Annotated in this window: 18 protein-coding genes; 2 read left to right on the top strand and 16 right to left on the bottom strand. The window is 56.2% G+C overall.

Annotation, left to right across the window (positions count from 1 at the left end; translation table 11 throughout):
• Positions 1–176 precede the first annotated feature (176 nt).
• Complete coding sequence (locus AAGR08_RS02215; RefSeq protein ID WP_345828310.1) at positions 177–1,499, top strand: PAS domain-containing methyl-accepting chemotaxis protein; 1,323 nt, start codon at positions 177–179, stop codon at positions 1,497–1,499.
• A 9-nt stretch (positions 1,500–1,508) separates the two neighbouring features.
• Here the strand turns inward: AAGR08_RS02215 and mrdA are convergent, their stop codons facing one another.
• From mrdA to AAGR08_RS02160, 11 genes are all read right to left on the bottom strand, one after another.
• A complete protein-coding gene (gene mrdA, locus AAGR08_RS02210) occupies positions 1,509–3,383 on the bottom strand; it encodes a penicillin-binding protein 2 (protein ID WP_097096038.1) in 1,875 nt (624 codons plus the stop codon).
• Between the two features lie 200 nt (positions 3,384–3,583).
• Complete coding sequence (gene deoD, locus AAGR08_RS02205; protein ID WP_097096037.1) at positions 3,584–4,297, bottom strand: purine-nucleoside phosphorylase; 714 nt, start codon at positions 4,295–4,297, stop codon at positions 3,584–3,586.
• 33 nt (positions 4,298–4,330) lie between these two features.
• Positions 4,331–5,554, bottom strand: a complete 1,224-nt coding sequence (deoB, locus tag AAGR08_RS02200; RefSeq protein WP_345828308.1) for a phosphopentomutase — start codon at positions 5,552–5,554, stop codon at positions 4,331–4,333.
• 94 nt (positions 5,555–5,648) lie between these two features.
• A complete protein-coding gene (deoA, locus tag AAGR08_RS02195) occupies positions 5,649–6,971 on the bottom strand; it encodes a thymidine phosphorylase (protein ID WP_097096035.1) in 1,323 nt (440 codons plus the stop codon).
• A gap of 62 nt (positions 6,972–7,033) precedes the next feature.
• Complete coding sequence (gene deoC, locus AAGR08_RS02190) at positions 7,034–7,813, bottom strand: deoxyribose-phosphate aldolase (RefSeq protein WP_097096034.1); 780 nt, start codon at positions 7,811–7,813, stop codon at positions 7,034–7,036.
• A 294-nt stretch (positions 7,814–8,107) separates the two neighbouring features.
• Positions 8,108–8,887, bottom strand: a complete 780-nt coding sequence (locus AAGR08_RS02185; protein ID WP_345828307.1) for a TatD family hydrolase — start codon at positions 8,885–8,887, stop codon at positions 8,108–8,110.
• Positions 8,884–9,936, bottom strand: a complete 1,053-nt coding sequence (locus AAGR08_RS02180) for a DUF6363 domain-containing protein (protein ID WP_345828305.1) — start codon at positions 9,934–9,936, stop codon at positions 8,884–8,886. The genes AAGR08_RS02185 and AAGR08_RS02180 overlap by 4 nt, the downstream gene beginning before the upstream one ends.
• A 174-nt stretch (positions 9,937–10,110) precedes the next feature.
• Positions 10,111–10,272 (bottom strand): DUF1328 domain-containing protein, encoded by a 162-nt coding sequence (locus tag AAGR08_RS02175; RefSeq protein ID WP_007893192.1) that lies wholly within the window; start codon positions 10,270–10,272, stop codon positions 10,111–10,113.
• Positions 10,273–10,365: 93 nt separating this feature from the next.
• Complete coding sequence (osmY, locus tag AAGR08_RS02170) at positions 10,366–10,980, bottom strand: molecular chaperone OsmY (RefSeq protein WP_097096031.1); 615 nt, start codon at positions 10,978–10,980, stop codon at positions 10,366–10,368.
• Positions 10,981–11,241: 261 nt separating this feature from the next.
• Positions 11,242–12,831, bottom strand: a complete 1,590-nt coding sequence (prfC, locus tag AAGR08_RS02165; RefSeq protein ID WP_097096030.1) for a peptide chain release factor 3 — start codon at positions 12,829–12,831, stop codon at positions 11,242–11,244.
• Between the two features lie 286 nt (positions 12,832–13,117).
• On the bottom strand, positions 13,118–14,221 hold the full coding sequence (locus AAGR08_RS02160; RefSeq protein ID WP_345828294.1) for a M20 peptidase aminoacylase family protein: 1,104 nt from the start codon (positions 14,219–14,221) through the stop codon (positions 13,118–13,120).
• Positions 14,222–14,459: 238 nt separating this feature from the next.
• Between AAGR08_RS02160 and ftnA the strand changes: the two genes are divergently transcribed.
• A complete protein-coding gene (gene ftnA / locus AAGR08_RS02155; RefSeq protein WP_097096028.1) occupies positions 14,460–14,966 on the top strand; it encodes a non-heme ferritin in 507 nt (168 codons plus the stop codon).
• Positions 14,967–15,074: 108 nt separating this feature from the next.
• On the opposite strand, the gene AAGR08_RS02150 is transcribed toward ftnA, so the two are convergent.
• The 5 genes from AAGR08_RS02150 to AAGR08_RS02130 all read right to left on the bottom strand — a co-directional run bounded on the left by AAGR08_RS02150 (position 15,075) and on the right by AAGR08_RS02130 (position 23,791).
• Complete coding sequence (locus AAGR08_RS02150; RefSeq protein ID WP_345828292.1) at positions 15,075–17,918, bottom strand: EAL domain-containing protein; 2,844 nt, start codon at positions 17,916–17,918, stop codon at positions 15,075–15,077.
• Between the two features lie 202 nt (positions 17,919–18,120).
• Positions 18,121–19,857, bottom strand: coding sequence for an iron ABC transporter permease (locus AAGR08_RS02145; protein WP_345828290.1), 1,737 nt, complete (start codon positions 19,855–19,857; stop codon positions 18,121–18,123).
• Between the two features lie 2 nt (positions 19,858–19,859).
• Positions 19,860–20,846, bottom strand: a complete 987-nt coding sequence (locus AAGR08_RS02140; RefSeq protein WP_345828288.1) for an ABC transporter substrate-binding protein — start codon at positions 20,844–20,846, stop codon at positions 19,860–19,862.
• A 24-nt stretch (positions 20,847–20,870) separates the two neighbouring features.
• Positions 20,871–21,938: an ABC transporter ATP-binding protein gene (locus tag AAGR08_RS02135; RefSeq protein ID WP_345828286.1), complete on the bottom strand. Its 1,068-nt coding sequence runs from the start codon at positions 21,936–21,938 to the stop codon at positions 20,871–20,873.
• Between the two features lie 152 nt (positions 21,939–22,090).
• The gene (locus AAGR08_RS02130) at positions 22,091–23,791 is read right to left on the bottom strand and encodes a GNAT family N-acyltransferase (RefSeq protein WP_345828284.1); all 1,701 of its coding nucleotides are present in this window, start codon (positions 23,789–23,791) and stop codon (positions 22,091–22,093) included.
• Positions 23,792–23,919 lie beyond the last annotated feature (128 nt).

Raw genomic sequence — 23,919 nt, 5'->3', positions numbered from 1 at the left:
TACTCGCGCCGCACCGTCAAACGCTTTTCGGCAAAAATCCGCTGACTGATGCCTTTTAAAGCAACCGCCAGACCAACCGGTAAAAATACCTCCTCACCTACTAATATTAGCGGTGGATTTTTGAGCATTTGTGCCGATAACCGTGCTGACAACTCATACCAATAATAAGGTCCACCATGTTCAGCACCATTACATCAGGAATCCTGTCACGCCTTGCGTGGCAGAAACGCGGTCATAGCGTAGCAACGCTCAATTCGTTGCAGGATGCTATCGCCATGGTTGAATTCACCCCCGAAGGGAAGATTCTCACCGCCAACGATCTGTTTCTTGAGCGCATGGGGTATACGCTCAACGAGATCGTCGGCCAGCATCACAGCCTGTTCTGCACCACCGATCAGATCACCTCTCCGCACTATCGCGACTTCTGGCGGCGCCTGAACCGTGGCGAAGGTTTTAGCGACAAATTCCTGCGCGTGGCGAAACACAGCCGTCCCATCTGGCTGGAAGCCAACTATGTGCCGGTGCAGGATCGTAGCGGCCGCGTGATTAAAATCGTCAAGCTGGCAAGCGATATCACCGCGCGCATTATGGATGCGCAGGAGCAGCGCGCGATGACCACTGCCATAGAGCGCTCCATGGCAGTGATTGCCTTCAACTTGCAGGGCGAAGTGTTGATGACCAACGACAACTTCCTGAAAACCATGGGATACAGTGCGGCGGAGGTGGTTGGCGTGCATCACCGCCAGTTCTGTCCGCCAGAGATGCGTAACAGCGACGAATATCGCCGCTTCTGGCACAAGCTCAATCAGGGCGAATTTATCTCCGGTCAGTTTCAGCGCGTGAACAAACGCGGCCAAACGGTGTGGCTGCGCGCCACCTACAACCCGGTGTTCAATGAAGCGGGTGAGCTGTACAAAGTGGTGAAGTTCGCCACCGATGTCACCGCTCAGGTGGAGAAGAATCAGCAAGAGCGCGAGGCCGCGCAGCAAGCGTACCAAACCGCGCTGCAAACCAGCGAAAGCACGCGACTGGGCGCAACGGTAATTGAAAACAGCGTGCAGACCATGAACGATTTAGCGGGCGAGCTGCATGGTATTTCCGGCGATATCAATAATCTGAGCGAATCCTCCGATCGCATTGGTGCCATTGTTGAGAGCATTCGCCGCATCGCCGATCAAACCAACCTGCTGGCGCTCAATGCCGCCGTTGAGGCGGCGCGCGCCGGCCAACACGGCCGCAGTTTTGCCGTGGTCGCTAATGAGGTGCGTACGCTGGCGGCCAATATCAACCGCGCCACCACCGAAATTGAGAATAGGGTGCAGCAGAACCACACATTGGCGGAGAAAGCGCTGAAAGGTATCGCATCAAACCTGAAGCGCGCCGACCAGGGCGTGGTGCTAGCGCAAGAAGCCGGCGGCATGATGGCCGATATTCGCGGCAGTTCCAGCGAAGTGGTACGCGCCATCGGCCACGTTACGGATGCATTGAAAGAGGGCTAAGTCACTTATCTACTGCGCCGCTGTTGCTAACGGCGGCGCTGCAGCTGGCGGCACAAAGATATGGTCGAGGATGTTGCGCATCAGCGGCGCCGCCGTCACGCCTTCATTACCGCCGTTCTCCAGAATCAACGCCACCGCCACTTTCGGATCGTTAAACGGCGCAAAGGCGGTGTAGAAGATGTGATCGCGCAGACGCATCGGCGTCATTTTGGCGTTATAGATCTGATTCTGCTTCAGACTGAAAACTTGTGAGGTACCCGATTTGGCCGCAATGCCGTAAGGCGCGGTATGGAAATATTTGTAGCCCGTGCCGTTCGGCGCGTTCGCCATGCCGAACATGGCGTGACGCACCAGCGACCAGTACGGCGATTTGGCATCGCCAATCTGCGCCTGCGGCAGTTTTGGCTGATAGAGCTGCACCACCGTGCCGCGCTGCGATTTCTCCAGCAGATGCGGAGTGATGACGCGGCCGTTATTGATCAGCGCCACCATCGCTTTCACCATCTGAATCGGCGTCGCAACCCAGTAACCTTGCCCAATGCCCACCGACACCGTATCGCCTTGATACCATACGTGTTTATGCACCTTCTGCTTCCATTCGCGGCTTGGCAGTAACCCGGCATACTCTTCATTGAGATCGATGCCGGTCGATTTGCCATAGCCAAACTGGCTTAGCATGGTGTGGATGCGATCGATGCCCATCATAAAAGCAACCTGATAGAAGAAGGTATCCGCCGACTCCTCAATAGCACGCGTCACATCCAGCATGCCGTGGCCCGATTTTTTCCAGTCGCGATATTTACGATCGGTGCCCGGCAGCGTCCAGGTGGGTGCGCCGAAGAAGGTGGTACTTGGGGTGATCACTTTATTGAGCAGCGCCGACATCGCCATATAGGGTTTGACCGTGGAAGCCGGCGGATACAAGCCTTGCGTGACGCGGTTGATCAGCGGCAGGTCTTTATCCTGCAACAGCGTTTTATACGCTTTATAGCTGATGCCTTTGACGAACGGGTTAGGATCGTAGCTCGGCGCGGAAACCATCGCCAGCACGCTGCCGTCGTGCGGATCTTCAATCAGCGCCGCCGCGCGTTGCCCTGCCAACTGACTCTCCACGTACTGCTGCAGGTGCAGATCGAGCGTCAGCGTGATGTTCTGGCCCGCAACCGGCGGCACCTCCTTCAGCACGCGCACAATACGCCCGTGGTTATCCACTTCCACTTCCTGATAGCCGGTTTTGCCGTGCAGCAGCGCTTCGTAATAGCCTTCAATGCCCTGCTTACCAATGTTGTGGTCGGCGGCATAATTCTCGCCCAGCCCTTGCGCGTTCAGGCGTTTGTAGTCGTTGTCATTGATTTTAGAGACGTAACCGAGCACGTGCGCCAGGTCCGCGCCGTAAGGGTATTCGCGATCCTGGTAGGTATCGACGGTGACGCCAGTAAAGCGGAACTGATTGACGGCAAAGCGCGCCACTTCCTCATCCGTTAGCTCAGCTTTCAGTTCGACCGGCTTATAGCGGCTGCTCTGTTTGAGATCGTGCTCGAAGGTTTCGATCTCTTCTGGCGTCAGATCAACAATCGGCGTCAACGCCTTCAGCGTCTCCTGCATATTGTCGATTTTGTACGGCGTGATGTGAATGTCATACCAGCTAACGTTACGCACCAGCGGAATACCATTGCGATCGAAGATCAGCCCACGGGTCGGTGCAATGGGGATCATTTTGATGTCGTTTTCGTTGGATCGCGTCTGGTAATAGCTGTGCTCATCAACCTGCAGGCGATACAGGTTAACGCCTAAAATGGTAAAGCAGATGACAACCAGGGCAAAAGCGACAATCGCACGGCGGGCAAACAGCTTTTCTTCTGCTTCGAAATTACGGAAATTCATCAGGTGGGCTTAGTCTCTTTGTTATCACGCTAATGATAAGCAGAGATCGTTTCAGAGCCAGCACGAAGATGCACAAGCCTGGGTAAAAGTGTGTCAGATGTTTACGGTGGGAAGCCAGGTCGCCATGAATAGCGACCCTACGTTCGTTGTAGGGGCGGCATTTATGCCGCCCTGGTTAATAGGCGCAGCAAGGGTAGAAATTAATCCCCCAGCAGCACCGACTCCAGCGCGATCTTAATCATATCGTTGAAGGTGGTCTGGCGTTCAGCCGCGGTGGTCTGCTCGTGGGTGCGGATATGATCCGACACGGTGCAGATAGTCAGCGCTTTCGCACCAAACTCTGCTGCCACGCCGTAAATACCCGCCGCTTCCATTTCCACGCCCAGAATGCCGTACTTCTCCATCACGTCGAACATCTGCGGATCTGGCGTGTAGAACAGATCGGCGGAGAAGATGTTACCCACGCGCGCCTCAACGCCCAGCGCTTTCGCTGCGTCAACCGCGTTACGCACCATCTCGAAATCAGCAATGGCGGCGAAATCGTGATCCTTGAAACGCATACGGTTCACTTTGGAATCGGTGCAGGCACCCATACCAATCACCACGTCACGCAGTTTTACGTCAGCGCGCACGGCGCCGCATGAACCCACGCGGATGATCTTCTTCACGCCGAAATCAGTGATCAGCTCTTTGGTGTAGATCGAGCAAGATGGGATACCCATGCCGTGACCCATCACAGAAATCTTGCGGCCTTTATAGGTACCGGTGAAACCGAGCATGCCGCGCACGTTGTTCACTTCCACCACATCTTCGAGGAAGGTTTCAGCAATGTGCTTAGCGCGCAGCGGATCGCCAGGCATCAGTACGACGTCCGCGAAATCACCCATTTCTGCATTAATATGAGGCGTTGCCATGATTATTTTCCTTATAAAAATTGGTGCGCTGTTTTACAGCATGCTCTTGCCGTAGTCCATGCTGGACAGGCCGAAATATTTTGCGATGGTCTGGCCGATATCGGCAAAGGTATCGCGGTATCCCAGCGATCCAGGCTTCACATGCGGGCCGTAGATCAGAATTGGAATGTGCTCACGCGTGTGTTCGGTACCTTCCCAGCTTGGATCGCAGCCGTGATCGGCGGTGAGGATCAAAATGTCACCCTCTTTCACCAGTTCCATCAGCTCGGGCAAGCGACGATCGAACAGCTCCAGCCCGCCCGCATAACCGGCGATATCGCGACGATGTCCCCACGTTGAGTCAAAATCAACGAAGTTGGTGAACACAATTGAGGTATCTGGCGCTTTCTTCATCTGCTCAATGGTGGCGTCGAACAGTGCATCTAAGCCGGTGGCTTTCACCTTCTGCGTGATGCCCTGCTCGGCGTAGATATCGGCGATTTTACCCACCGAAATCACTTCGCCCCCTTTCTCGTCGACCAGTTTTTTCAGCATGGTCGCCGACGGCGGTTCAACGGCCAGATCGTGACGGTTGCCGGTACGCTCGAAGTGGCCGGCTTTGTCGCCAACAAACGGACGCGCAATCACGCGGCCAATGTTGTAGCCACCGTTCGTCAGCTCTTCACGGGCGATTTCGCACAGCTCATACAGGCGATCGAGGCCAAAGGTCTCTTCGTGGCAGGCAATCTGGAACACTGAATCCGCCGAAGTATAGAAAATCGGCTTGCCGGATTTCATATGCTCTTCGCCGAGCTGGTCGAGAATGACCGTTCCTGAAGAGTGGCAATTGCCAAGGTAGCCCGGCAGATCGGCACGCTTCACCAGAATATCCAGCAATTCCTGCGGGAAGCTGTTCTCTTTGTCGCTGAAGTAGCCCCAATCAAACAGCACCGGCACGCCGGCGATTTCCCAGTGACCCGACGGCGTATCTTTACCCGACGAGAGTTCGCTGGCGTACGCGTACGCACCGATGATTTCCGCGTTGGGATCGAGGCCTGGCGGGAAACGACCGGTGGAAAGCTCAGCGGCTTTGCCGAGTCCTAATTTAGTCAGGTTAGGTAAGTGCAGCGGGCCTTCGCGACCTTCATTGGCGCGGCCTTCGAAACACGCTTCGGCGATATGGCCGAGGGTGTCCGATCCTTCATCACCGAATTTACCGGCGTCTTTGCTAGAACCGATCCCGAAGGAGTCGAGAACCATAATAAAAGCACGTTTCATGCAAGTCTCCTGCGCAATGCGCGATGACAAGTCAAAAAAAAGCGATCAGATCAGTATACCCGAACGGCCGCTGCCTGGCACGCGGAAGCGTGCGTTATTCGCTCACGCGACGATAAACGACCGGTGTAATTTCGGGGGCCGCGTCGCTCAGCGTAATCGCGGCTTTCACCGCGGCGGCGGCCTGCTGCCACTGCGCTTCAGAGCTGGCATGAATAATCGCCAGCGGACGCTGCGCGTCTATCGGGGTGCCGAGCGTGGTCATATCGCTTAAGCCCACGCTGTAATCAATGCTGTCGCTGGCGCGCTGGCGACCACCGCCGAGTGACACCACCGCCATGCCGAGCGCACGCGTATCCATGGCGCTGACAATACCGGCGCTGTCGGCATACACCGCTTTGCTTAAGGTAGGTGCAGGTAAATAGTTGTCCATCCGCTCGATGAAATCTACCGGGCCCTTTTGCGCCGCTACCATGCGGGCGAACACTTCAGCAGCTTTGCCGTTATCCAGCACCTGCTGCAGTTTTTTGCGCGCATCGGCGTCGTTTTCCGCCAGTTTGCCGGAGATCAGCATTTCTGAGCACAGCGCCATCGTCACTTCCAGCAAACGTGGATTGCGCGCAACGCCGGTCAGGAATTGCACCGCTTCACGCACTTCCAGCGCGTTGCCGGCGGTAGACGCCAGCACCTGGTTCATGTCGGTAAGCAGCGCGGTGGTTTTACATCCTGCACCGTTCGCCACGCCGACAATCGCCTGCGCCAGATTTTCTGACGCTTCGAAGGTCGGCATAAAGGCACCGGAGCCCACTTTGACGTCCATCACCAGCGCATCCAATCCTTCCGCCAGTTTTTTGGCGAGGATCGAGGCGGTGATCAGCGGAATCGAATCAACGGTGGCGGTGATATCGCGCGTGGCGTAGAAACGCTTGTCGGCCGGTGCCAGCGAGTTGGTCTGGCCGATAATGGCGATACCCACGTCTTTAATAATCTCGCGGAAACGATCGTCGCTGGGGAAGATATCGAAGCCGGGAATCGCTTCCAGTTTATCCAGCGTGCCGCCGGTGTGACCCAGGCCACGACCGGAGATCATCGGCACATATCCACCGCAGGCCGCTACCATCGGGCCGAGCATCAGCGAGGTCACATCGCCCACGCCGCCGGTGGAGTGTTTATCCACAATTGGGCCGTTGAGGTTGAGCGATTTCCAGTTCAGCACCGTGCCGGAATCGCGCATCGCCATGGTTAGCGCTACGCGCTCTTCCAGCGTCATGTCATGGAAGTAGATGGTCATCGCCAGCGCGGCGATTTGACCTTCCGAGACGCTGTTGTCGCGCACGCCGTTAATAAAAAAGCGAATCTCTGCTTCACTCAGCGCCTGGCCGTCGCGTTTTTTACGAATAATTTCTTGTGGCAGGAACACGGTTGCCTCCCTGGAATGAGGAGGTCGCCATGAATGGCGACCCTACAAAGAATGGGTTGAACTTAGTAGCCCGCTTTACTGGTCGCGGTTTCGTGGCCCAGCGTATTGAGCAGGCTTGCCAGCAGGCTGGACGCGCCAAAGCGGAAATGACGCGCATCCGCCCAGCCTTCACCCAGCGTGTCGTCAGCCAGCTTCAGATACAGCGCCGCATCTTCAGCGGTACGTACGCCGCCCGCCGGTTTAAAGCCGACCTGCTGCTGCACGCCTTTATCGCGGATCACCTGCATCATGATGGCCGCCACTTCAGGCGTGGCGTTGACCGGCACTTTACCGGTGGAGGTTTTGATGAAATCGGCGCCCGCATCAATTGAAATCTCAGAAGCCGCACGAATCAGTGCTTCATCTTTCAGCTCACCGCTTTCGATAATCACTTTCAGCAGTACGTTGGCGTCTGCGCAGGCTTTTTTACAGGCTTTCACCAGTTCAAAACCCACGTCGCGATTACCGGCAATCAGCGCGCGATACGGGAACACCACGTCGACTTCGTCGGCACCGTAGGCGATCGCCGCGCGGGTTTCGGCCAGCGCAATCTCGATGTCATCGTTGCCGTGCGGGAAGTTGGTGACGGTAGCAATGCGAATTTCTGGTGTACCCTGCTCGCGCAGCGCTTTACGCGCCGCCGGAATGAAGCGCGGATAGATACAGATTGCAGCGGTATTGCCGGCCGGCGATTTCGCCTGACGGCACAGCGCGATCACCTTCTCGTCGGTGTCGTCTTCGTTCAGGGTGGTTAAATCCATCAGTTGCAATGCGCGCTGTGCTGCTGCTTTCAGGTCGGTCATGATGCTCTCCAAAATTCAGATCGGCGGGCACAACCCACCGGGGAATGTGATAATTCTAACAATTACCGTGACAACGAATTGCGTTTCATGTCACACATGAACAGAAAACCCGTCATTCATATACAATAATTTAGTGATTAACATCACAAATAATTGCCAATCAAGCCAGAATACCGCCCAGCTCGCCATTGTTAGTATTATCACAAAAAAGGATGCAAAAGTGTACTGTCGGCTCTATCACTGTAGCTAATCAGACGTAAGGTGGCGTAAATGCAGATTTTGTCGGGTGGGGAATCAGGCTGGCAGCGCAAAAAGACGCAGGCTGTTATGCCATAACGCATTGGCGATGGTTTCAGGGGATTCACTGCGCAGCTGGCACAGCACATCAAACACATTACGCGCCCGCTCGGGGCGATTCGGCTGGCCCTGAAAACCCTGCAGCGGCATATCCGGCGCATCGGTTTCCAGTAACAGCGACGCCAGCGGCAGATGGGCGATGGTATTGCGGGTTTTGCTGGCACGTTCATAGGTGATAGTGCCGCCGACGCCAATCGCGTAGCCGAGCTGAATAAAGCGCTCAGCCTGCTGCTGGCTACCGGCGAAACCGTGTACCACGCCACGACGCGGCAGATCGTGACGACGTAAATGCATGGCTAACTGATCGTGGGTGCGACGTGAGTGCAGAATGACCGGCAGATCGTACTGCTTCGCCAGCCTGAGCTGCTTATCGAGCAGCCGCGTCTGCTTAGCGAATTGCGCATCCTCCATGTACAGATCGAGACCGATCTCACCGATCGCCACGCGCTTGCTGTCTGGCTTTTTCAGCCAGCTTTCCAGCGCCTCAAGATGCGCATCTTCCTGATGCTGCGCAATATTAATGGGATGCAGGCCCAGCGCAGCATACAGCGCGTCATGTTGCTGCGCGAGCTGGCTAACCCGAGCGAAACGGCTGGCATCTACGCTGGGCACAATAATGCGCTCCACGCCCGACTGCGCGGCACGCTCAATGCTAGCGTGCGCATCTTCAACAAATGGGGGAAAGTCAAAGTGGCAATGCGTGTCGATAAATCTCATGCCAGCGAACCTTTATTAAAATCTGCATCGTTTTCCGCCAGCGAAGGCGTAATTACAACGCGATTATCTGGCGCATTCGCTACGGCTGCCGGCGGCGTTACCGTGATCTGACGGACAAACGGCTCGGCATCGCTCAGCCATTGCCCAAGCGTGGCGAGGAAATAACGCCCGCTGCGCCGACCTAAATGGTAATCCTGATTCAGCGACGACATCCTGCTGCCGAGCGCCATGCTCGCCAGCGGTTTCGGCGGACAGATTTCGATGATGCGCAGATTATCCGGTGGCTGCTCAATAAACTGCTGAATCTCGCGATAACTCTCTTCATGCTGATGCAAGATGTTGATCATCGGCTGCAAGGCGCTGTCGGACAAAAAACGCTCCATGCGTTTAAACCACTTCGGCGTGTATGACATCTGCGAAGGCACGGTGCGGATCACCACAATGGTATCTGCGCCGCGTCGTGCCGCTTCACGCACCGGAATCGCATCGCTGATACCGCCATCCAGATAACTTACGCCGTCCATCTGCACGCCGCTGCGGTAAAAGCCGGGAATGGCGCTGGAGGCCTTAATGATGTCATGCCAGTTGGTGCTGGTAGGATTGAAATACTCTGCGCGATAATCATCGCTGCGGCAGGCGCACATATAGAATTCGCTGCCTTTGGCAAACAACCCTTCGGCGGTAGTCAGCGCCAGCGGAAACTCCTGCTTGGTAATATCGATTAGCCAATCGAGATCGATAAGATGCCCACCGCGCACGAAACGCAGCGGATCAAAAAACAGTTTGCTGGTGGTGTAACGAGAAATCACGCGCCGCGCGTAGCCGGGCTGGCCACAGACAAAGGCAGACAAGTTTTGTGCACCGGCTGAAGTGCCGAGTAATAGCTGAAAGGGATTGAATCCTGCGCGTTGAAACTCATCGAGTACGCCTGCAGTGAAGATACCGCGCTGACCGCCGCCTTCGCAGACGAGGGCAATTTTATTGGCTTTGAAGGGCGTTAATGCAAGTGGTTCAATAGAACCCAACGTTAATGGAATACGCGTACCCATGGACATCCCTCAGTATTTTGCTCTGAGGGAGCTGCCAGAGGCAGCATCCCGGAGAACCAGTCATTGTCGTTCCCTGACCAATTGCTTCTGCAATCGTCGCGGCTTCGTAGTATGCCGCAAATGACTGGTCTCCGCTTTAGGTGACTCGCGGGTTAACGTCTAAGACGCAAGTAGTCAGGGTCGTTTGCGCCCGGTAAACAGGCTCACGAGGAACAGAATAATACCGACAATGAAGACAATTTTAGCTGCCCATGCTGCCGTACCCGCCAGACCGCCGAAACCTAATGCTGCAGCAATCAGAGCGATGACCAGAAAGATAATACCCCAACGAAACATAAGCCTCTCCTTTACCATTGTGAAAATCGAACTGCTTATTTACACCTTTGTTTTTATTACGAAACGGCATCAGATGATGCCGTAACGCTCGCGTTAAGATTTCACCTTCAGGTCATTCTTCACGCTTTTCACGCCTTCAATGGCTTTAGCGATTTTCTCTGCACGATCGGACTGTGCCTGGTTCGCCACCTCTCCAGATAACTGCACCACGCCATCGGTGGTTTCCACCTTCACGTTGCGCGACGGTACGATGTCATCTGCTAAAAGCTTAGCTTTAATTTCGCTGGTGGTGGCGGTATCACCGGCATAACCCTTCAGCGAAGCATTTTTGCTGTCTTTAACGTGTAGTTTGTCACTGACGGATTTCACACCTTCGACTTTCTGCACCAGCGCGACGGCTTTTTCCGCCTGATCCTGAGAAGCAACGAAGCCGCTCAAGGTCACTACGCCATCATGCGTTTTGACGGAGATATCCGTGCTTTTAATCGCTTCATCATCCACCAGCGCTGCTTTAGCTTTGGCGGTGATGCCGCTGTCATCCATATAACCATCGACTTTTTTCATAGAACTATCGATTTTCGCACCCGCGCTGTCGGAGGTTTGCTGTGCTTTCTGCGACATGGATTCATCGGCAAAAGCGGCACCGCTCAACAGAGCAGAACCCGCCAGAGCAGCAATCAGGGTTTTGGCAATCTTAGTCTTATTCATCGATATCATCCTTCTATCAGTTAACTCATCCGTTATCGCGGATGCGCCAGCAACGAACGGCGTTGCTGAGTTGATGGACGTAATGAAACCTGAAAGGTCTCTTTTCTCGTCCGACAGGATAAGAGTAGTAGGGATTACAGCTTTTGCTGACTCTTGTGGTTGATATATCGCCAAAAAGAGAAAAAAACAGCGGAATTAGGAGGAGTCTGTAACAAAGAAAACAGGGCCAGTGAAAATTACTGGCCCTGCTGATAACGCCGATTAGTGCTCGCGCGTTTTGCGGAAAGTCACGTCAGGATAGCGTTCCTGCGTGATGTTGAGGTTTACCATGGTAGGTGCGATATAAGTGAGGTTATCACCGCCGTCTAGCGCCAGGTTAACTTCGTTTTTACGCTGGAAATCGTCGAATTTTTTCGCGTCGTTACACTCAACCCAACGTGCCGTTGAGACGTTGATCGCTTCGTAAATCGCCTCAACGTTGTATTCGCTTTTCAGGCGTGCCACCACCACTTCAAACTGCAGCACACCAACCGCGCCGACGATCAGATCGTTGTTATGCACCGGGCGGAACACCTGCACGGCGCCCTCTTCCGACAGCTGAACCAGCCCTTTCAGCAGCTGTTTCTGCTTCAACGGATCGCGCAGGCGAATACGACGGAACAGCTCTGGCGCGAAGTTCGGAATGCCGGTGAACTTCATGTTTTCACCCTGGGTAAAGGTGTCGCCGATCTGGATAGTGCCATGGTTGTGCAAACCGATGATGTCGCCAGGATACGCTTCTTCAACGTGCGAACGGTCGCCCGCCATAAAGGTCAGCGCATCGGAAATCACCACATCTTTACCGGTACGTACCTGACGCAGCTTCATGCCTTTTTCATATTTACCGGACACCACACGCATAAATGCCACGCGGTCGCGGTGTTTCGGGTCCATGTTTGCCTGGATCTTAAACACGAAGCCGCTGAACTTCTCTTCTTTCGCTTCCACCAGACGCGCGTCAGTGTTGCGTGGCATCGGACGCGGTGCCCAGGAAACCAGGCCATCCAGCATATGGTCAACGCCGAAGTTACCCAGCGCGGTACCGAAGAACACCGGGGTGATTTCGCCGCTCAGGAACAGCTCTTGATCGAACTCGTGCGATGCGCCTTGCACCAGCTCCAGCTCGTCGCGCAGCTGCTGAGCCAGATCTTCGCCTACCGCCGCGTCCAGCTCTGGATTCGCCAGGCCTTTAACGATGCGCACTTCCTGAATGGTGTGACCTTTACCGGTTTGATACAGGTAGGTTTCGTCGTTATAGAGGTGATACACCCCTTTGAACAACTTGCCGCAGCCAATCGGCCAGGTGATTGGCGCGCAGGCAATCTTCAGCTCGCTCTCCACTTCATCCAGCAGCTCCATCGGATCGCGGATGTCACGGTCAAGTTTGTTCATGAAGGTGATGATCGGCGTATCGCGCAGGCGTGTGACTTCCATCAGCTTGCGGGTACGATCTTCAACACCTTTCGCGGCGTCAATCACCATCAGACAGCAGTCGACCGCCGTTAGCGTACGGTAAGTATCTTCGGAGAAGTCTTCGTGTCCTGGGGTATCCAGCAGGTTCACAAGGCTATCGCGATACGGGAACTGCATCACCGAGGTGGTGATGGAGATACCACGTTGTTTCTCCATCTCCATCCAGTCTGATTTTGCGTGCTGATTGGAGCCGCGGCCTTTAACGGTACCGGCGGTTTGAATCGCCTGTCCGAACAGCAGCACTTTTTCGGTAATTGTGGTTTTACCGGCGTCCGGGTGCGAGATGATCGCAAAGGTACGGCGGCGCGCCACTTCTTCTAAAAAGGGGGCATTCGACATGAGTGAATTCTTCTTCAAGGGCAGCGCGCGGGTGGCGAGCTGCGATAAATCGTTTCGGGGTCATTCCGCGGGATAACGCGGCCAATGGTGACGCAGTGGCGTCAGTTCACAGCAAGATATGCGCGATCTACATTGGCGGCAGTCCTGAAGTCCCATCAGTATTGAGGCGGCATAGCATACAATATTTCGCGGAGGGGGGAAATCGTCGGATGGCCGGGCTTGTAGGGTGCGCATTCATGCGCACCAGGGAGCGTCCAGGTCAGCATAAATGCTGACCCTACGTGTTTCAGCCCAGAACCCGCACCGCCGCCGCTTTAAAGATCTTCACGCCAATCTCCAGCGAACTCAGCTCAAAACGCATATCAGGATGATGCAGGCCCGGCACCAGATTGGTTCCCAGTCCCCAGAAACCGGCTTTCAGCTGCGGATTTTTCACCGGATAATAAAAGAAATCTTCGCTGCCCGGCGTGGTTTTGGTCTCCAGCAGCCCCGCTTCGCCCAGCACATCAACAATCGCCGCGCGAATCACCGCGGTAGCTTCCTCATGGATCTCCGCGGCAGGCATCTCTTTCAACACCACCACGTCGGCCGTGGCGCCCAGCGCCGCCACGCTGTGCTGAATCGCCAGCGTCACCTTATCTTTCAGCAAGTCCATCGGCGCGTTTTCCTGCGACCGCAGATCCCACACCACGCGCGCCTCATCCGGTACCGAGTTGGTGACACCGGCATCGCACAGGAAGCGCGTCGCTTTGACGCTCCAGGTTAATCCCGGCGGCAGATGGATGGCGTTCACCGCCTGCACCGCTTGCACTGCCGCATCTAACGCGTTGACGCCCAAATGTGGCCGCGCCGCATGCGCGGGAGCCCCTTTAATGGTGGCTTCCAGCGTGCTGCAGGCAGAATAGATCACCGCCGGCGTCGCCTGTCCCACATGGCACTCTTCCAGCGGACGCACGTGAAAGCCGAGGATCATCTCCACGTCATCAAGCGCGCCGCCCTCAATCATCGCCAGCGCACCGGCCCCCAGCTCTTCCGCGGGCTGGAACAGCAGCTTCAGCCGCCCTTTCTTGATTGCACCCTCTTTCAGCAGCTCCTGCGCCGCCGTTAGCACCACCGACGAATGCCCATCGTGGCCGCAGGTATGACGCGCGCAGGGCACGCCATCAATAATATGACCTAGCGCATCCATGTCCGCCCGCAGCGCCAGCACCGGGCCGGGCACGCCGCTGTCAATTTCCGCCACGATACCGGTCGTGTTATTGATACCGCGCGTGACCTTCATGCCAGCGCTTTCCAGCTGGTCGGCAATATAAGCTGAGGTTTTAAATTCCTGAAAACCCAACTCGGGGATTTCATGCAGAAAATGGTAATGCTCTAAGACATTCGACACCGCTAAGCTCCTGACAAGTAAAGGCAAGCCCCAGCATCGCCCGATGTGCCGCTATAATCAATCCAACGTGAATGAAAATTAGTCAAAACTGAGAACTCTTCGCATTCAACAAGTGGAATAATTCCATTTACAATCAATAAGATAAATTCAACCTTTTTACGGAAAACCCTTCACAAAAAAGTATAGATTGATGCATAATTCATCGCACTTCACCTGATAAATTAAAAAGGAATCAGCCATGTTAACTGCTGAAATGACCTCTCGTTTAAACGACCAACTGAACCTGGAATTCTTTTCTGCCAACCTGTATCTGCAGATGAGCGCCTGGTGCAGCGATAAAGGCTATGAAGGTGCCGCTTCATTCCTGAAAATGCATTCACGCGAAGAGATGCAGCACATGCAAAAGCTGTTCGATTACGTTAGCGATGCAGGTGCCCTTCCGGTTCTGGGCAGCATTGCTGCACCGGCAATTAGCTGGACCTCGTTGAATGATGTGCTGGAAGAAGCGCTGAAGCATGAGCAGCTGATCACCAAAAAAATCAATGAGCTGGTGCATTCGGCATTAACCACGCAGGATTACTCAACCTTCAACTTCCTGCAGTGGTACGTGGCAGAGCAGCATGAAGAAGAGAAGCTGTTCAAAACCGTGCTGGATAAACTGGCGCTGGTGGGCAATAAAGGCGAAGGCCTGTTCCTGGTGGACAAAGATCTCGGCCACATGTCCGTTGACGGCCACGGCGCATAAAAAAAAAAGATTACACACAGCAAAACCGCTAACGCCCGACATGTCGGGCGTTTTTTTATAGCTTCGCAGGGAAGATTGTAAGGTCGCCATTCATGGCGACCAGGATAATTAATCCAACGCTTTCAAACGCAATTCCGATGGCTGTGGACGCCCAAAGAAATAGCCCTGGAACAACGTACAGCCCTCTTCGCGCAGCTTGGCAAACTGCTCGCTGCTCTCTACACCTTCGGCGGTGATCTGAATATCGAGACTGCGGCTCATGCCGGTAATGGCGCGGATAATCGCCAGCGCTTCGCGGCTATCGCCCATATCGTTGATGAACGACTTATCGATTTTGATCTTGTCGAACGGGAACGATCGCAAATAGCTCAGCGATGAATAGCCGGTGCCAAAATCATCGAGCGCAATCTGCACGCCGAGGGTTTTCAGGCTTTGCAGCGTGCGGATATTACCGAGCGTATCGTCCAGCAGCACCGATTCGGTGATCTCCACCTCCAGCCGATGCGGCGCCAGCCCTGATTCCCGCAGCGCGCCTTCGACCACCGAAACCAGCGAGCTGTTCTTGAACTGCAGCGGTGACAAATTCACCGAGACCGATTGCTCCGTACCCCAGCTCTGCGCTTCGCGGCAGGCTTCATACAGCGCATACGCGCCGAGCATATGGATCAAGCCGGTCTCTTCGGCGATGGGGATAAAATCATTCGGCATGATCAGCCCCTTAATCGGGTGATGCCAGCGCATCAGCGCTTCATAGCCAATAATGCCGTTCTCATCGGTGATCGGCTGGTAATAGAGCTTAAGCTGGCGGCCAGTAATGGCTTCACGCAGATCGTTCTCGATCACACGACGGCTGCGCGCCAGATCGTCCATCGCCAGCGTGAAGTGTTCAAAGCGGTTGCGGCCATTGCGCTTGGCTTCGTACAGCGCCATATCGGCGCAGCGCAGCATATGTTCGGGGGTATTGGTGGTTTGTGACGTCAGCGCAATTCCCACGCTTAAGCCCACCGACAAATTATGCCCTTCAATGTTCACCGGTGGACGAATCGCTTCTATGAGCCGCTGCGCCACCATCGCCGCTTCATCCGCACCGCGAACATTCGGTAGCACAATGGCAAACTCATCGCCCCCAATGCGTGCCAATGTATCGTGATCGCGCAGGGCGCTGCGCAGGCGTTTCGCCACCACGCGCAACAGATCGTCACCAATCTGGTGGCCCAGCGCATCATTCACATTCTTGAAGTTGTCGAGATCGAGACAGAGCGTCGCGCTGATGTGCTTGTTCTGGCTATCAACCCGCAGCGCTTCGCTCAGCTTCTGGCGGAACAGCACGCGGTTTGGCAGGCTGGTGAGGTTATCGTGGTGCGCCATATGGCGGATACGCGCATCCGCTTCGCGCTGATCCGTTACGTCTTCCACAATCAGCATCACGTAGTTTTGACGCATATCCTTGCCGCTGATGGTGGTAGCGCGGGTATGCAGAATGCGCTCGCCGCCGGCGGTTAGCAGCAGCTGTTCCCGTGAATGAATACCTTCGCTGCGCAACGCCACATCCGCCAGGCTGTTGAAGTAATCCCCCAGCTCCGGCGACATACATTCGTGCGGGCGTTTATGCATGATCAGCGCTTTGTTGATGCCAAACAGCTGCTCGGCTTTGTCATTTACCATCAAAATTTCACGGCTGATGGCGTCTTCAACAATCACACAAGAGGGAATATTACTGATGATGGTGTCGAGAAAGCCGGATAACTCCGACATTTTCGCGCTCTGCGTCTGCGCCAAATCCCGCGCGCGCAGCAGCTTTTGCTCATTCTCACGACGCTCGGTCACGTCGCGGGTAATTTTGGCGAAGCCAATCAGTTTGCCGGTTTCATCGCTAATCGCTTCGATAACCACGTGCGCCCAGAAGGCGGAACCGTCTTTACGGTAGCGCCAGCCTTCATCTTCAAAACGCCCGGTTTTCAACGCAATCCCGAGATTCGCTTCAGGCGCATTGGCATTGCGCTCGGCTGAACTGTAAAACACCGAGAAGTGTTGGCCAATAATCTCATCGGCAACATAGCCTTTGGCACGCTGTGCACCGCTATTCCAGTTCACCACTCGGCCCTGCACATCCAGCATATAAATGGCGTAATCGCGCACGCCCTCAACCAATAGGCGGAAGTTTTTCTCTTGCTCGTGCTGTTTGCGCAGTAGCGCCTGCTGCTCGGTACAGTCGCGAGTGATTTTAGCGTAGCCGATCAGCTTGCCGGCATCATCACGAATTGCGTCAATGATGACGTGCGCCCAAAAGGCGCTGCCGTCTTTGCGATAACGGTAACCTTCATCCTCAAATCGACCGGTTTTAAACGCGGTGCTGAGGTTCTTCTCGGGGATGTGATTGAGGCGATCCTGCGCACTGTAGAAGCGCGAGAAGTGCTGCCCAACGATCTCTTCCGCCACGTAGCCTTTTGCGCGCTGTGCGCCTACGTTCCAATTTTCAACGTTGCCGTCCAAATCGAGCATGTAGATGGCGTAATCGCTAACGCCCTCCACCAGCATACGAAAACGCTGCTCCTGTTCCCGCTGTTTCCGCTGTAATGCCTGTTGTTCGGTGCAGTCGCGGGTGATTTTGGCGAAGCCCAATAGCTCACCGTACTCATCACGAATGGCGTCAATCACCACGTGTGCCCAAAACGCGCTGCCGTCTTTACGATAGCGCCAGCCTTCGGTTTCGAAACGTCCCGTCGCTGTAGCGATGGAAAGCCCACGCTGCGGTGCGCCGTTCTTACGATCGTCTTCGCTGTAGAACAGCGCAAAATTCTTCCCAACAATCTCGTCGGGCGTGTAGCCCTTGGCGCGTTCGGCCCCGGTGTTCCAGTTCGCCACGGTGCCATCGGGTTTGAGCATGTAAATGGCGTAATCCACTACGCTCTGCACCAGGAGTCGGTACATGACGTCAGAGTTATTATTCATTGTTATTCGCCTATTGCTGGCCTGGTGTTATACAGAATTTTTAAGAAAATTCTTAATTATCATGCAGACTTAAGCGCAAATACGCAGCGCTGACAAGCGCTATTCGCCCACAGACAAATGTTGGTAGGTAGATTATCGGCAGTGGCGAGAAAATGTTCAGCGGGATACTTAACCACTCATCATGCGTTGACGGAAACGCCCGTTACGCTTGCCAGGGAAGAACGCCTTGCGGTAGGCGTCGCGCCAGATAGGTGGCGAGCGTCATCAATAAGCAAACCACAACAATCATCAGGCAGCCCACTGCCGCAGCCAGCGAAGCCGATCCGCCTTCGTCGAGAAACACAATGGTAGGTCCAATGGTTTGGGTTTGCGAAGTGACCAGCAATATCGAGACCTGAATTTCATTCAGGGCGGTGAGAAAGACCAGCACGCTGCCCGCCAGCGCGGCGGGCGCAGCCAAAGGCAGCAGAATATCGCGCATGCGCCGCATCAAGCCGGCACCGCACAAACGTGCCGCTTCATCCAGCGCCGGCTCCAGCTGTGCGAATCCGGCCAGCGTCGGACGCAGCACCAGCGCGAGGAAGTTTGCCAGATAGGCGGCGAGGATGATCCACACCGTGCCGTACAGCGAAACGTTGACGATCGGCAGCGGACGCAGGAAGAACAGCATCGCCGCCACGCCGGTCACAATTCCCGGCAGCGCGTAGGTGAGTTCACTCGCCAGCCACAGGCCGCGCACCAGTTTTGTACGACGCCAGCTAAGGAAGTAAGCGAGGAATAACGCGCAAACCGTCAGAATCAGCGCCGCTAGCGTGGTCAATCCCAGACTGGTGAGGAAAGCCTGACGCACAGCCGGATAGCCCCACAAGGCGGCGCGGAAGTTTTCCAGCGTCAGCGTTTGCCAGGTCAGCGCCTGGCCAAAGCCGCGGGTTAACGCCGTGATAAGCAAGGCACTGAGCGGTAAAAGTAGCGTCAATGCCATCCACCACCACGCCAGCGCTTCAATAGCCACACGGGCGCGCCCCAGCGATTGCTGCCACAGGCGCGGTGCGCCGTTAACGCGCACATCATGCCGCCCGCCCAGCCACGCGCTGGCCGCCATGCCCGCCAGCGTAATCGCCGCGATCAGCAAGGCGTATACCGCCGTATTCGGCAGCGCACTCGGGCCAATACCATTGAGCTGCTGATACACCAGCGTGATAAGCGTTGGCAGGCGCGCCGGAATGCCGAGCAGGGCCTGAATACCAAAATTGCCTGCTGCGGCAACAAAAGTGAGGGCGGCACCGGCAAAAATCGCCGGCCGTGCCAGCGGCAAAATAACGGTGAATAACACACGCAGGCGCGTCGCCCCGCTCGCCTGCGCCGCTTCGACTAAGTCTGCCGGTAAACGGCGCAAACCGGCGCGCACGGTGAGAAACACCAGCGGCGCATTGTGCGTCCCCAGCAGTAGCACAATGCCGGTAAGGGAATAGAGCGGTTGTTCACCCGGCGCAAACCACGGCAGCCCCATCGTGGCACACAGCAGCGCCAGCGGACTGCCCGGTGCCAGCGCCTGTAGCCAGGCCAGCGCCGTGACCTGCGGCGGAATCATCAGCGGCAGAATAAAGGCAAATACCCACGCGGTTTTGCCGCGCAGGTTGCTGAGCGCCACCAGCCAGGCGGCGGCGGTGCCCAGCACCACGGAAATCAAGGTGGAGCTGAGTGCGATAAGCAACGTGTTGCCGCTGGCGATAAGCACGCGATCGCTGGTCAGCAGACGCGCTAACCGCGCCATGTCCGGCACGCCGGCAGGCGCGATAGCGGTCCATACCAGCCGCAGCAGTGGCGCGACCGACAGTAAACCAATCAGCACTACCATCAGCGCCAGAACCAGGCGTTCGCTGTTAACGCGTTTACCGCCGCGCGCCGCGCTGCGCCATTCGTTGCTGACCACGCTCATGCTTAGCCGCCGAACAGGGCGGTGAATTGATCGCGCACCGCGGCGTCTTCTTTAATCGCTTTCGCGACGTCAGGCGACAGCAGCTTGATCTGGTCGATCGGCGTGAAGCCTGCTGGCGCCGCAACGCGATCGTCCACCGGACGGTTGCCCTGTTCGACCACGAGTTTCTGGCCCGGCTCCGACAGCATAAAGTTCACAAACGCCTTGGCGGCAGGCAGATTATGCACCGACTTCATGATGGCTACCGGCTCGGTCACATAGGAAACGCCTTCTTTCGGATAGACCAGGTCAACCGGGGAGCCTTTTTTCTTCGCCAGAATCACGTCGGCATCGGTGATGATGCCGTATTTATCCAGCCCGCTGGCGACGGCTTTCAGCGCCGGGCCGTTACCGCCCTGCGGCGCCACGCCAATCGCAGCAAGCTGCTTATAGAAGTTCCAGCCAATGGACGGCGTGTTGATGTCGGTGTGCAGCTTGTAGAGCGCCGCGCCGGAATAGAGCGGGCTAGGCACCGCAATCTGCCCCTTGTTGGCTTCAACCGCCAACGCGTTCCAGCTATCAATCGGCTGCGCGTGCTGCGTGTTATAGGCAATCACCGTGGCGATGATTTTGGTGCCAAAAAAGGTTTTATCTTTATCGTAAAACGCCGGATTGATATGGCTGAGTGGCGCGTCGCTGTAGCGGTAGAGCTGGTTTTCATTCTTGAGCGCGCCGAGGTTAATGGCATCGGCAATCAGCAGTACATCGGGCTTCGCCTGGCCGCTCATCATCTCGGTGCGCAGCACGTTCATCAATTGCGTGGTGCCGTTACGCGTCCACTCCACCTGCACATTCGGATAGGCTGCTTTGAATGCATCCATGGTCTGCTGAGCAATTTCCGGTGCCTGCGAGGTGTAAACCACCAGCTTTCCCGCTGGCGCGTCGTCGGCATGGCTGACGGCTGAAACGAGTAATCCGGCTAACATCAAAACGTTAAATGACGTACGCATAGCATTTCCCTGAGTTGATAACGATTAAGAAGGCAGAATCCAACCGTCGCGCAGCGCCACACCCAGCGTAGCGTCGACAACGGGTAAAGGTGGCCCATCCAGCAGCAACGTGATGCGGGTTTCAGGTGCCGCCAGCGGCGTGACAATCAGCTGATAATGGCCGCCGCGATAAATCACCCGCTGCACCAGGGCGGCAAACTGCGGTTCGCCAGGCTGCGCCAGGCGGAAATCCACCGCATGAAAACTGGCTTGCCCGTGTGGCTGCGGGCGCTGCTCAGGCGCGCAGCGTAATGACACGCGCAAACCGCACAGCGTGGCCTGCGCGCGGCCTGCGCCGAACGGTTCGATGTCGTGGATGGGCAGCACTTTGCCGTCATCAATAAAGCGGGCAACCATCTCATTCGCCGGTTCACGCCACAGCGTGTGCGGCGTGGCAAACTGCATCACGCGTCCGCCATCCATCACCACGATGCGGTCGGCCAGCGCCATGGCTTCATGCTGATCGTGAGTGATATAAAGCAAAGTCGCGTGGCTGTGATGGTGGAAGCGGCGGAACTCCTCTTCCATTGTGGCGCGCAGGTGCACATCAAGATTCGCCAGCGGTTCGTCGAGCAATACCAGCGTTGGCTGCGCGACCAGACAACGCGCCAGCGCCACACGCTGACGCTGGCCACCGGAGAGATCGGCGGGACGACGCGTGGCAAAATCCTGCAATCCCACCAGTTCCAGCGCCTGCTCGGTGCGGCGTTCGCGTTCTGCGCGCGCCACGCCATTGACCTTCAGGCTGTAGGCGACATTTTCCGCAACCGTCATATGCGGCCACAGCGCGTAGCTTTGGAACACCACGCCAAGCTGACGATCTTCCGGCGGCACGTGCACGCCCGGAGCCGCAAAGCAGCGATTGCCAACGTGGATTTCCCCGGCATCGGCGGTTTCAAATCCGGCCAGCAGGCGCAGTAACGTGGTTTTGCCGCAGCCCGACGGGCCTAATACGGCGATGAATTCTCCCTGCGCAATCTGCAGCGAGATATCTTGCAACACCGGCTGCGCCGCAAAGGATTTGCACAGCCCGCGCAGTATGATTGATGCCATGTTTCGGGCCTTTCTTAATCAGTCCGGCTAAGACCCTACGACACTGTGATGACGATTCCATGACATTGAGCCTGGTCGCCATGAATGGCGACCCTACATAAACATACGATCCCCGCCACCTCGCCGTAGGGGCGCCATTCATGGCGACCGCATCACAGATGCATCCCGATATAACGCTCATAGCGCGCGGGCTTCACCCGGGTGAGATCCACCAGCACTAACCCATCAATACAGTGGTTAAAATCGGGGTCGCTGCCGAAATCGATAAACTGCACGCCGCCCGGTTCGCATACCTCAGAATACTGTTTGTACAGCGTGGGAATAGCGGTGCCGAGGTTGGCCAGCAGGTGTTTAAGGCGTCGCAAATCTTCGCTGTAATTATCGCCGGTGAACTGCGCCAGCACTTCCGGCAGCGATGCTGGATAGGGGCGACGCGAGGTTGCCAGCGGCAGTTCGGTAGGGAAATAGAGACGATAGAACGCCACCAGCAAATCGCGCGCCGCCAGCGGCATCCCGCCGGAGATCGATACCGGACCGAACAGATAGCGGGTTTCGGGATATTTGGCGATATAGGCGCCAATCCCCATCCACAGATAATCAAGGCCGCGTTTCCCCCAGTAAGCGGGTTGAATAAAACTGCGGCCCAGCTCGAGACCTTGATGGATAATCGGCAGCATACGCTCGTCGTAGTGGAACAGGCTGTCGCTGTAAATGCCCTCCAGTCCGCGACGCGCCAGCTGCTCGGCGCCCGGAATAAAGCGATAGGCACCGACAATTTCCAGTTCATCGTCATCCCACAAAATCAGGTGATAATAATCATCATCGTATTTGTCGAGATCGCGACGGCGCCCGCTGCCCTCGCCGACCGCGCGGAACGCCACTTCACGTAAACGGCCCAGCTCGCGCAGCAACGGTACCCAACTCGCGCCATTACGTCGCCACAGGTAGATCTGTTTGCCATCCGGCAGCGTGCCGAGTCGTTCGCTCTCCAGCAGCGCTTTTTTCAGCTCGGCACGATCTTCCGGGCGGGCAATCGCCGCTGCGGTCTGGAACAGGCCGCGTCGCCCCTGCCCGATGCGATACAGATGCTTACGCAGCCGCTTCGCCAGCTCTTTGCCGGGCGTATGGCCATCATGCCAATGCGCAAAGGGGATCTGCTCGCCGATATGCAGCTTGATGCGCGCGCCGCGCTGACGAAACATCTCACGTACCAGCATCAGCAACGCCAGAGGTGCGGCAATTTTCGCTGCCGCGTAAAATGCCAGGCTGTTACGCCCCACCACATGCACCGGTACAATAGGCGCGCGGGCGCGCGCGGCGAGACGCAGAAAGCTGTGATGCCAGTGACGATCGCGCACGCCTCGACTGGTAAGCCGCGAGACTTCACCCGCCGGGAAGATGATCAGTACACCCTGATTATCAAGATGCTGCTGCATGCGCGTGAACTGTTCGCGGCTGGTGCGGTTGCCCATGTTATCCACCGGCAGCATCATGTTGTTGATCGGTTCCAGCATCATCAACATGCGGTTGGCCACGATCTTCACATCGCGCCGCACCTGCGAAACGGCCGCCAGCAGGGCTAATCCATCCAGGGCGCCCAGCGGATGATTAGCGACAATCACCACCGGGCCACGCGTGGGGATTTGTTCCAGATCGCGCTCGCTCAGTTCACAACGCACATCCAGGTGCTCCAGCACTTGCTCCACCATATCCACGCCTTTGAGGTGGCGATAGCGGGCAGCAAATGCCTGGAATTCATGTTCGCGAACCGCCCATTTCAGCGCGTTTTTTTGCCAGTTCGCGGGTTGGTGACCGGGCCAGTACGTATCGAGAAGCTGATCAACTGAAAACATTATTCACCTTTTTATGCGCAGCGATTAATCGCTTCGACGTTAAAACGGCTTGTTTTCAGATTTATGACCGGGATGCACTAACCGAGGAAAAAGTCAGAAGGGGCAAACGCGGCGAGGCGTCTGCCACT

It is taken from the genome of Pantoea sp. BRR-3P (assembly GCF_039621635.1).
GTDB lineage: Bacteria > Pseudomonadota > Gammaproteobacteria > Enterobacterales > Enterobacteriaceae > Pantoea > Pantoea floridensis.
Note: the sequence above shows the minus strand (reverse complement) of the source record. Positions and strands in the feature narration are given on the sequence as shown.

Excerpts from the sequence above, each read along its gene's own strand:
- AAGR08_RS02215 (WP_345828310.1), top strand. The coding sequence starts at position 177 with ATGTTCAGCACCATTACATCAGGAATCCTGTCACGCCTTGCGTGGCAG.
- mrdA (WP_097096038.1), bottom strand. The coding sequence starts at position 3,383 with ATGAATTTCCGTAATTTCGAAGCAGAAGAAAAGCTGTTTGCCCGCCGT.
- deoD (WP_097096037.1), bottom strand. The coding sequence starts at position 4,297 with ATGGCAACGCCTCATATTAATGCAGAAATGGGTGATTTCGCGGACGTC.
- deoB (WP_345828308.1), bottom strand. The coding sequence starts at position 5,554 with ATGAAACGTGCTTTTATTATGGTTCTCGACTCCTTCGGGATCGGTTCT.
- deoC (WP_097096034.1), bottom strand. The coding sequence starts at position 7,813 with ATGACCGACCTGAAAGCAGCAGCACAGCGCGCATTGCAACTGATGGAT.
- AAGR08_RS02185 (WP_345828307.1), bottom strand. The coding sequence starts at position 8,887 with ATGAGATTTATCGACACGCATTGCCACTTTGACTTTCCCCCATTTGTT.
- AAGR08_RS02180 (WP_345828305.1), bottom strand. The coding sequence starts at position 9,936 with ATGGGTACGCGTATTCCATTAACGTTGGGTTCTATTGAACCACTTGCA.
- AAGR08_RS02175 (WP_007893192.1), bottom strand. The coding sequence starts at position 10,272 with ATGTTTCGTTGGGGTATTATCTTTCTGGTCATCGCTCTGATTGCTGCA.
- osmY (WP_097096031.1), bottom strand. The coding sequence starts at position 10,980 with ATGAATAAGACTAAGATTGCCAAAACCCTGATTGCTGCTCTGGCGGGT.
- prfC (WP_097096030.1), bottom strand. The coding sequence starts at position 12,831 with ATGTCGAATGCCCCCTTTTTAGAAGAAGTGGCGCGCCGCCGTACCTTT.
- ftnA (WP_097096028.1), top strand. The coding sequence starts at position 14,460 with ATGTTAACTGCTGAAATGACCTCTCGTTTAAACGACCAACTGAACCTG.
- AAGR08_RS02150 (WP_345828292.1), bottom strand. The coding sequence starts at position 17,918 with ATGAATAATAACTCTGACGTCATGTACCGACTCCTGGTGCAGAGCGTA.
- AAGR08_RS02145 (WP_345828290.1), bottom strand. The coding sequence starts at position 19,857 with ATGAGCGTGGTCAGCAACGAATGGCGCAGCGCGGCGCGCGGCGGTAAA.
- AAGR08_RS02140 (WP_345828288.1), bottom strand. The coding sequence starts at position 20,846 with ATGCGTACGTCATTTAACGTTTTGATGTTAGCCGGATTACTCGTTTCA.
- AAGR08_RS02135 (WP_345828286.1), bottom strand. The coding sequence starts at position 21,938 with ATGGCATCAATCATACTGCGCGGGCTGTGCAAATCCTTTGCGGCGCAG.
- AAGR08_RS02130 (WP_345828284.1), bottom strand. The coding sequence starts at position 23,791 with ATGTTTTCAGTTGATCAGCTTCTCGATACGTACTGGCCCGGTCACCAA.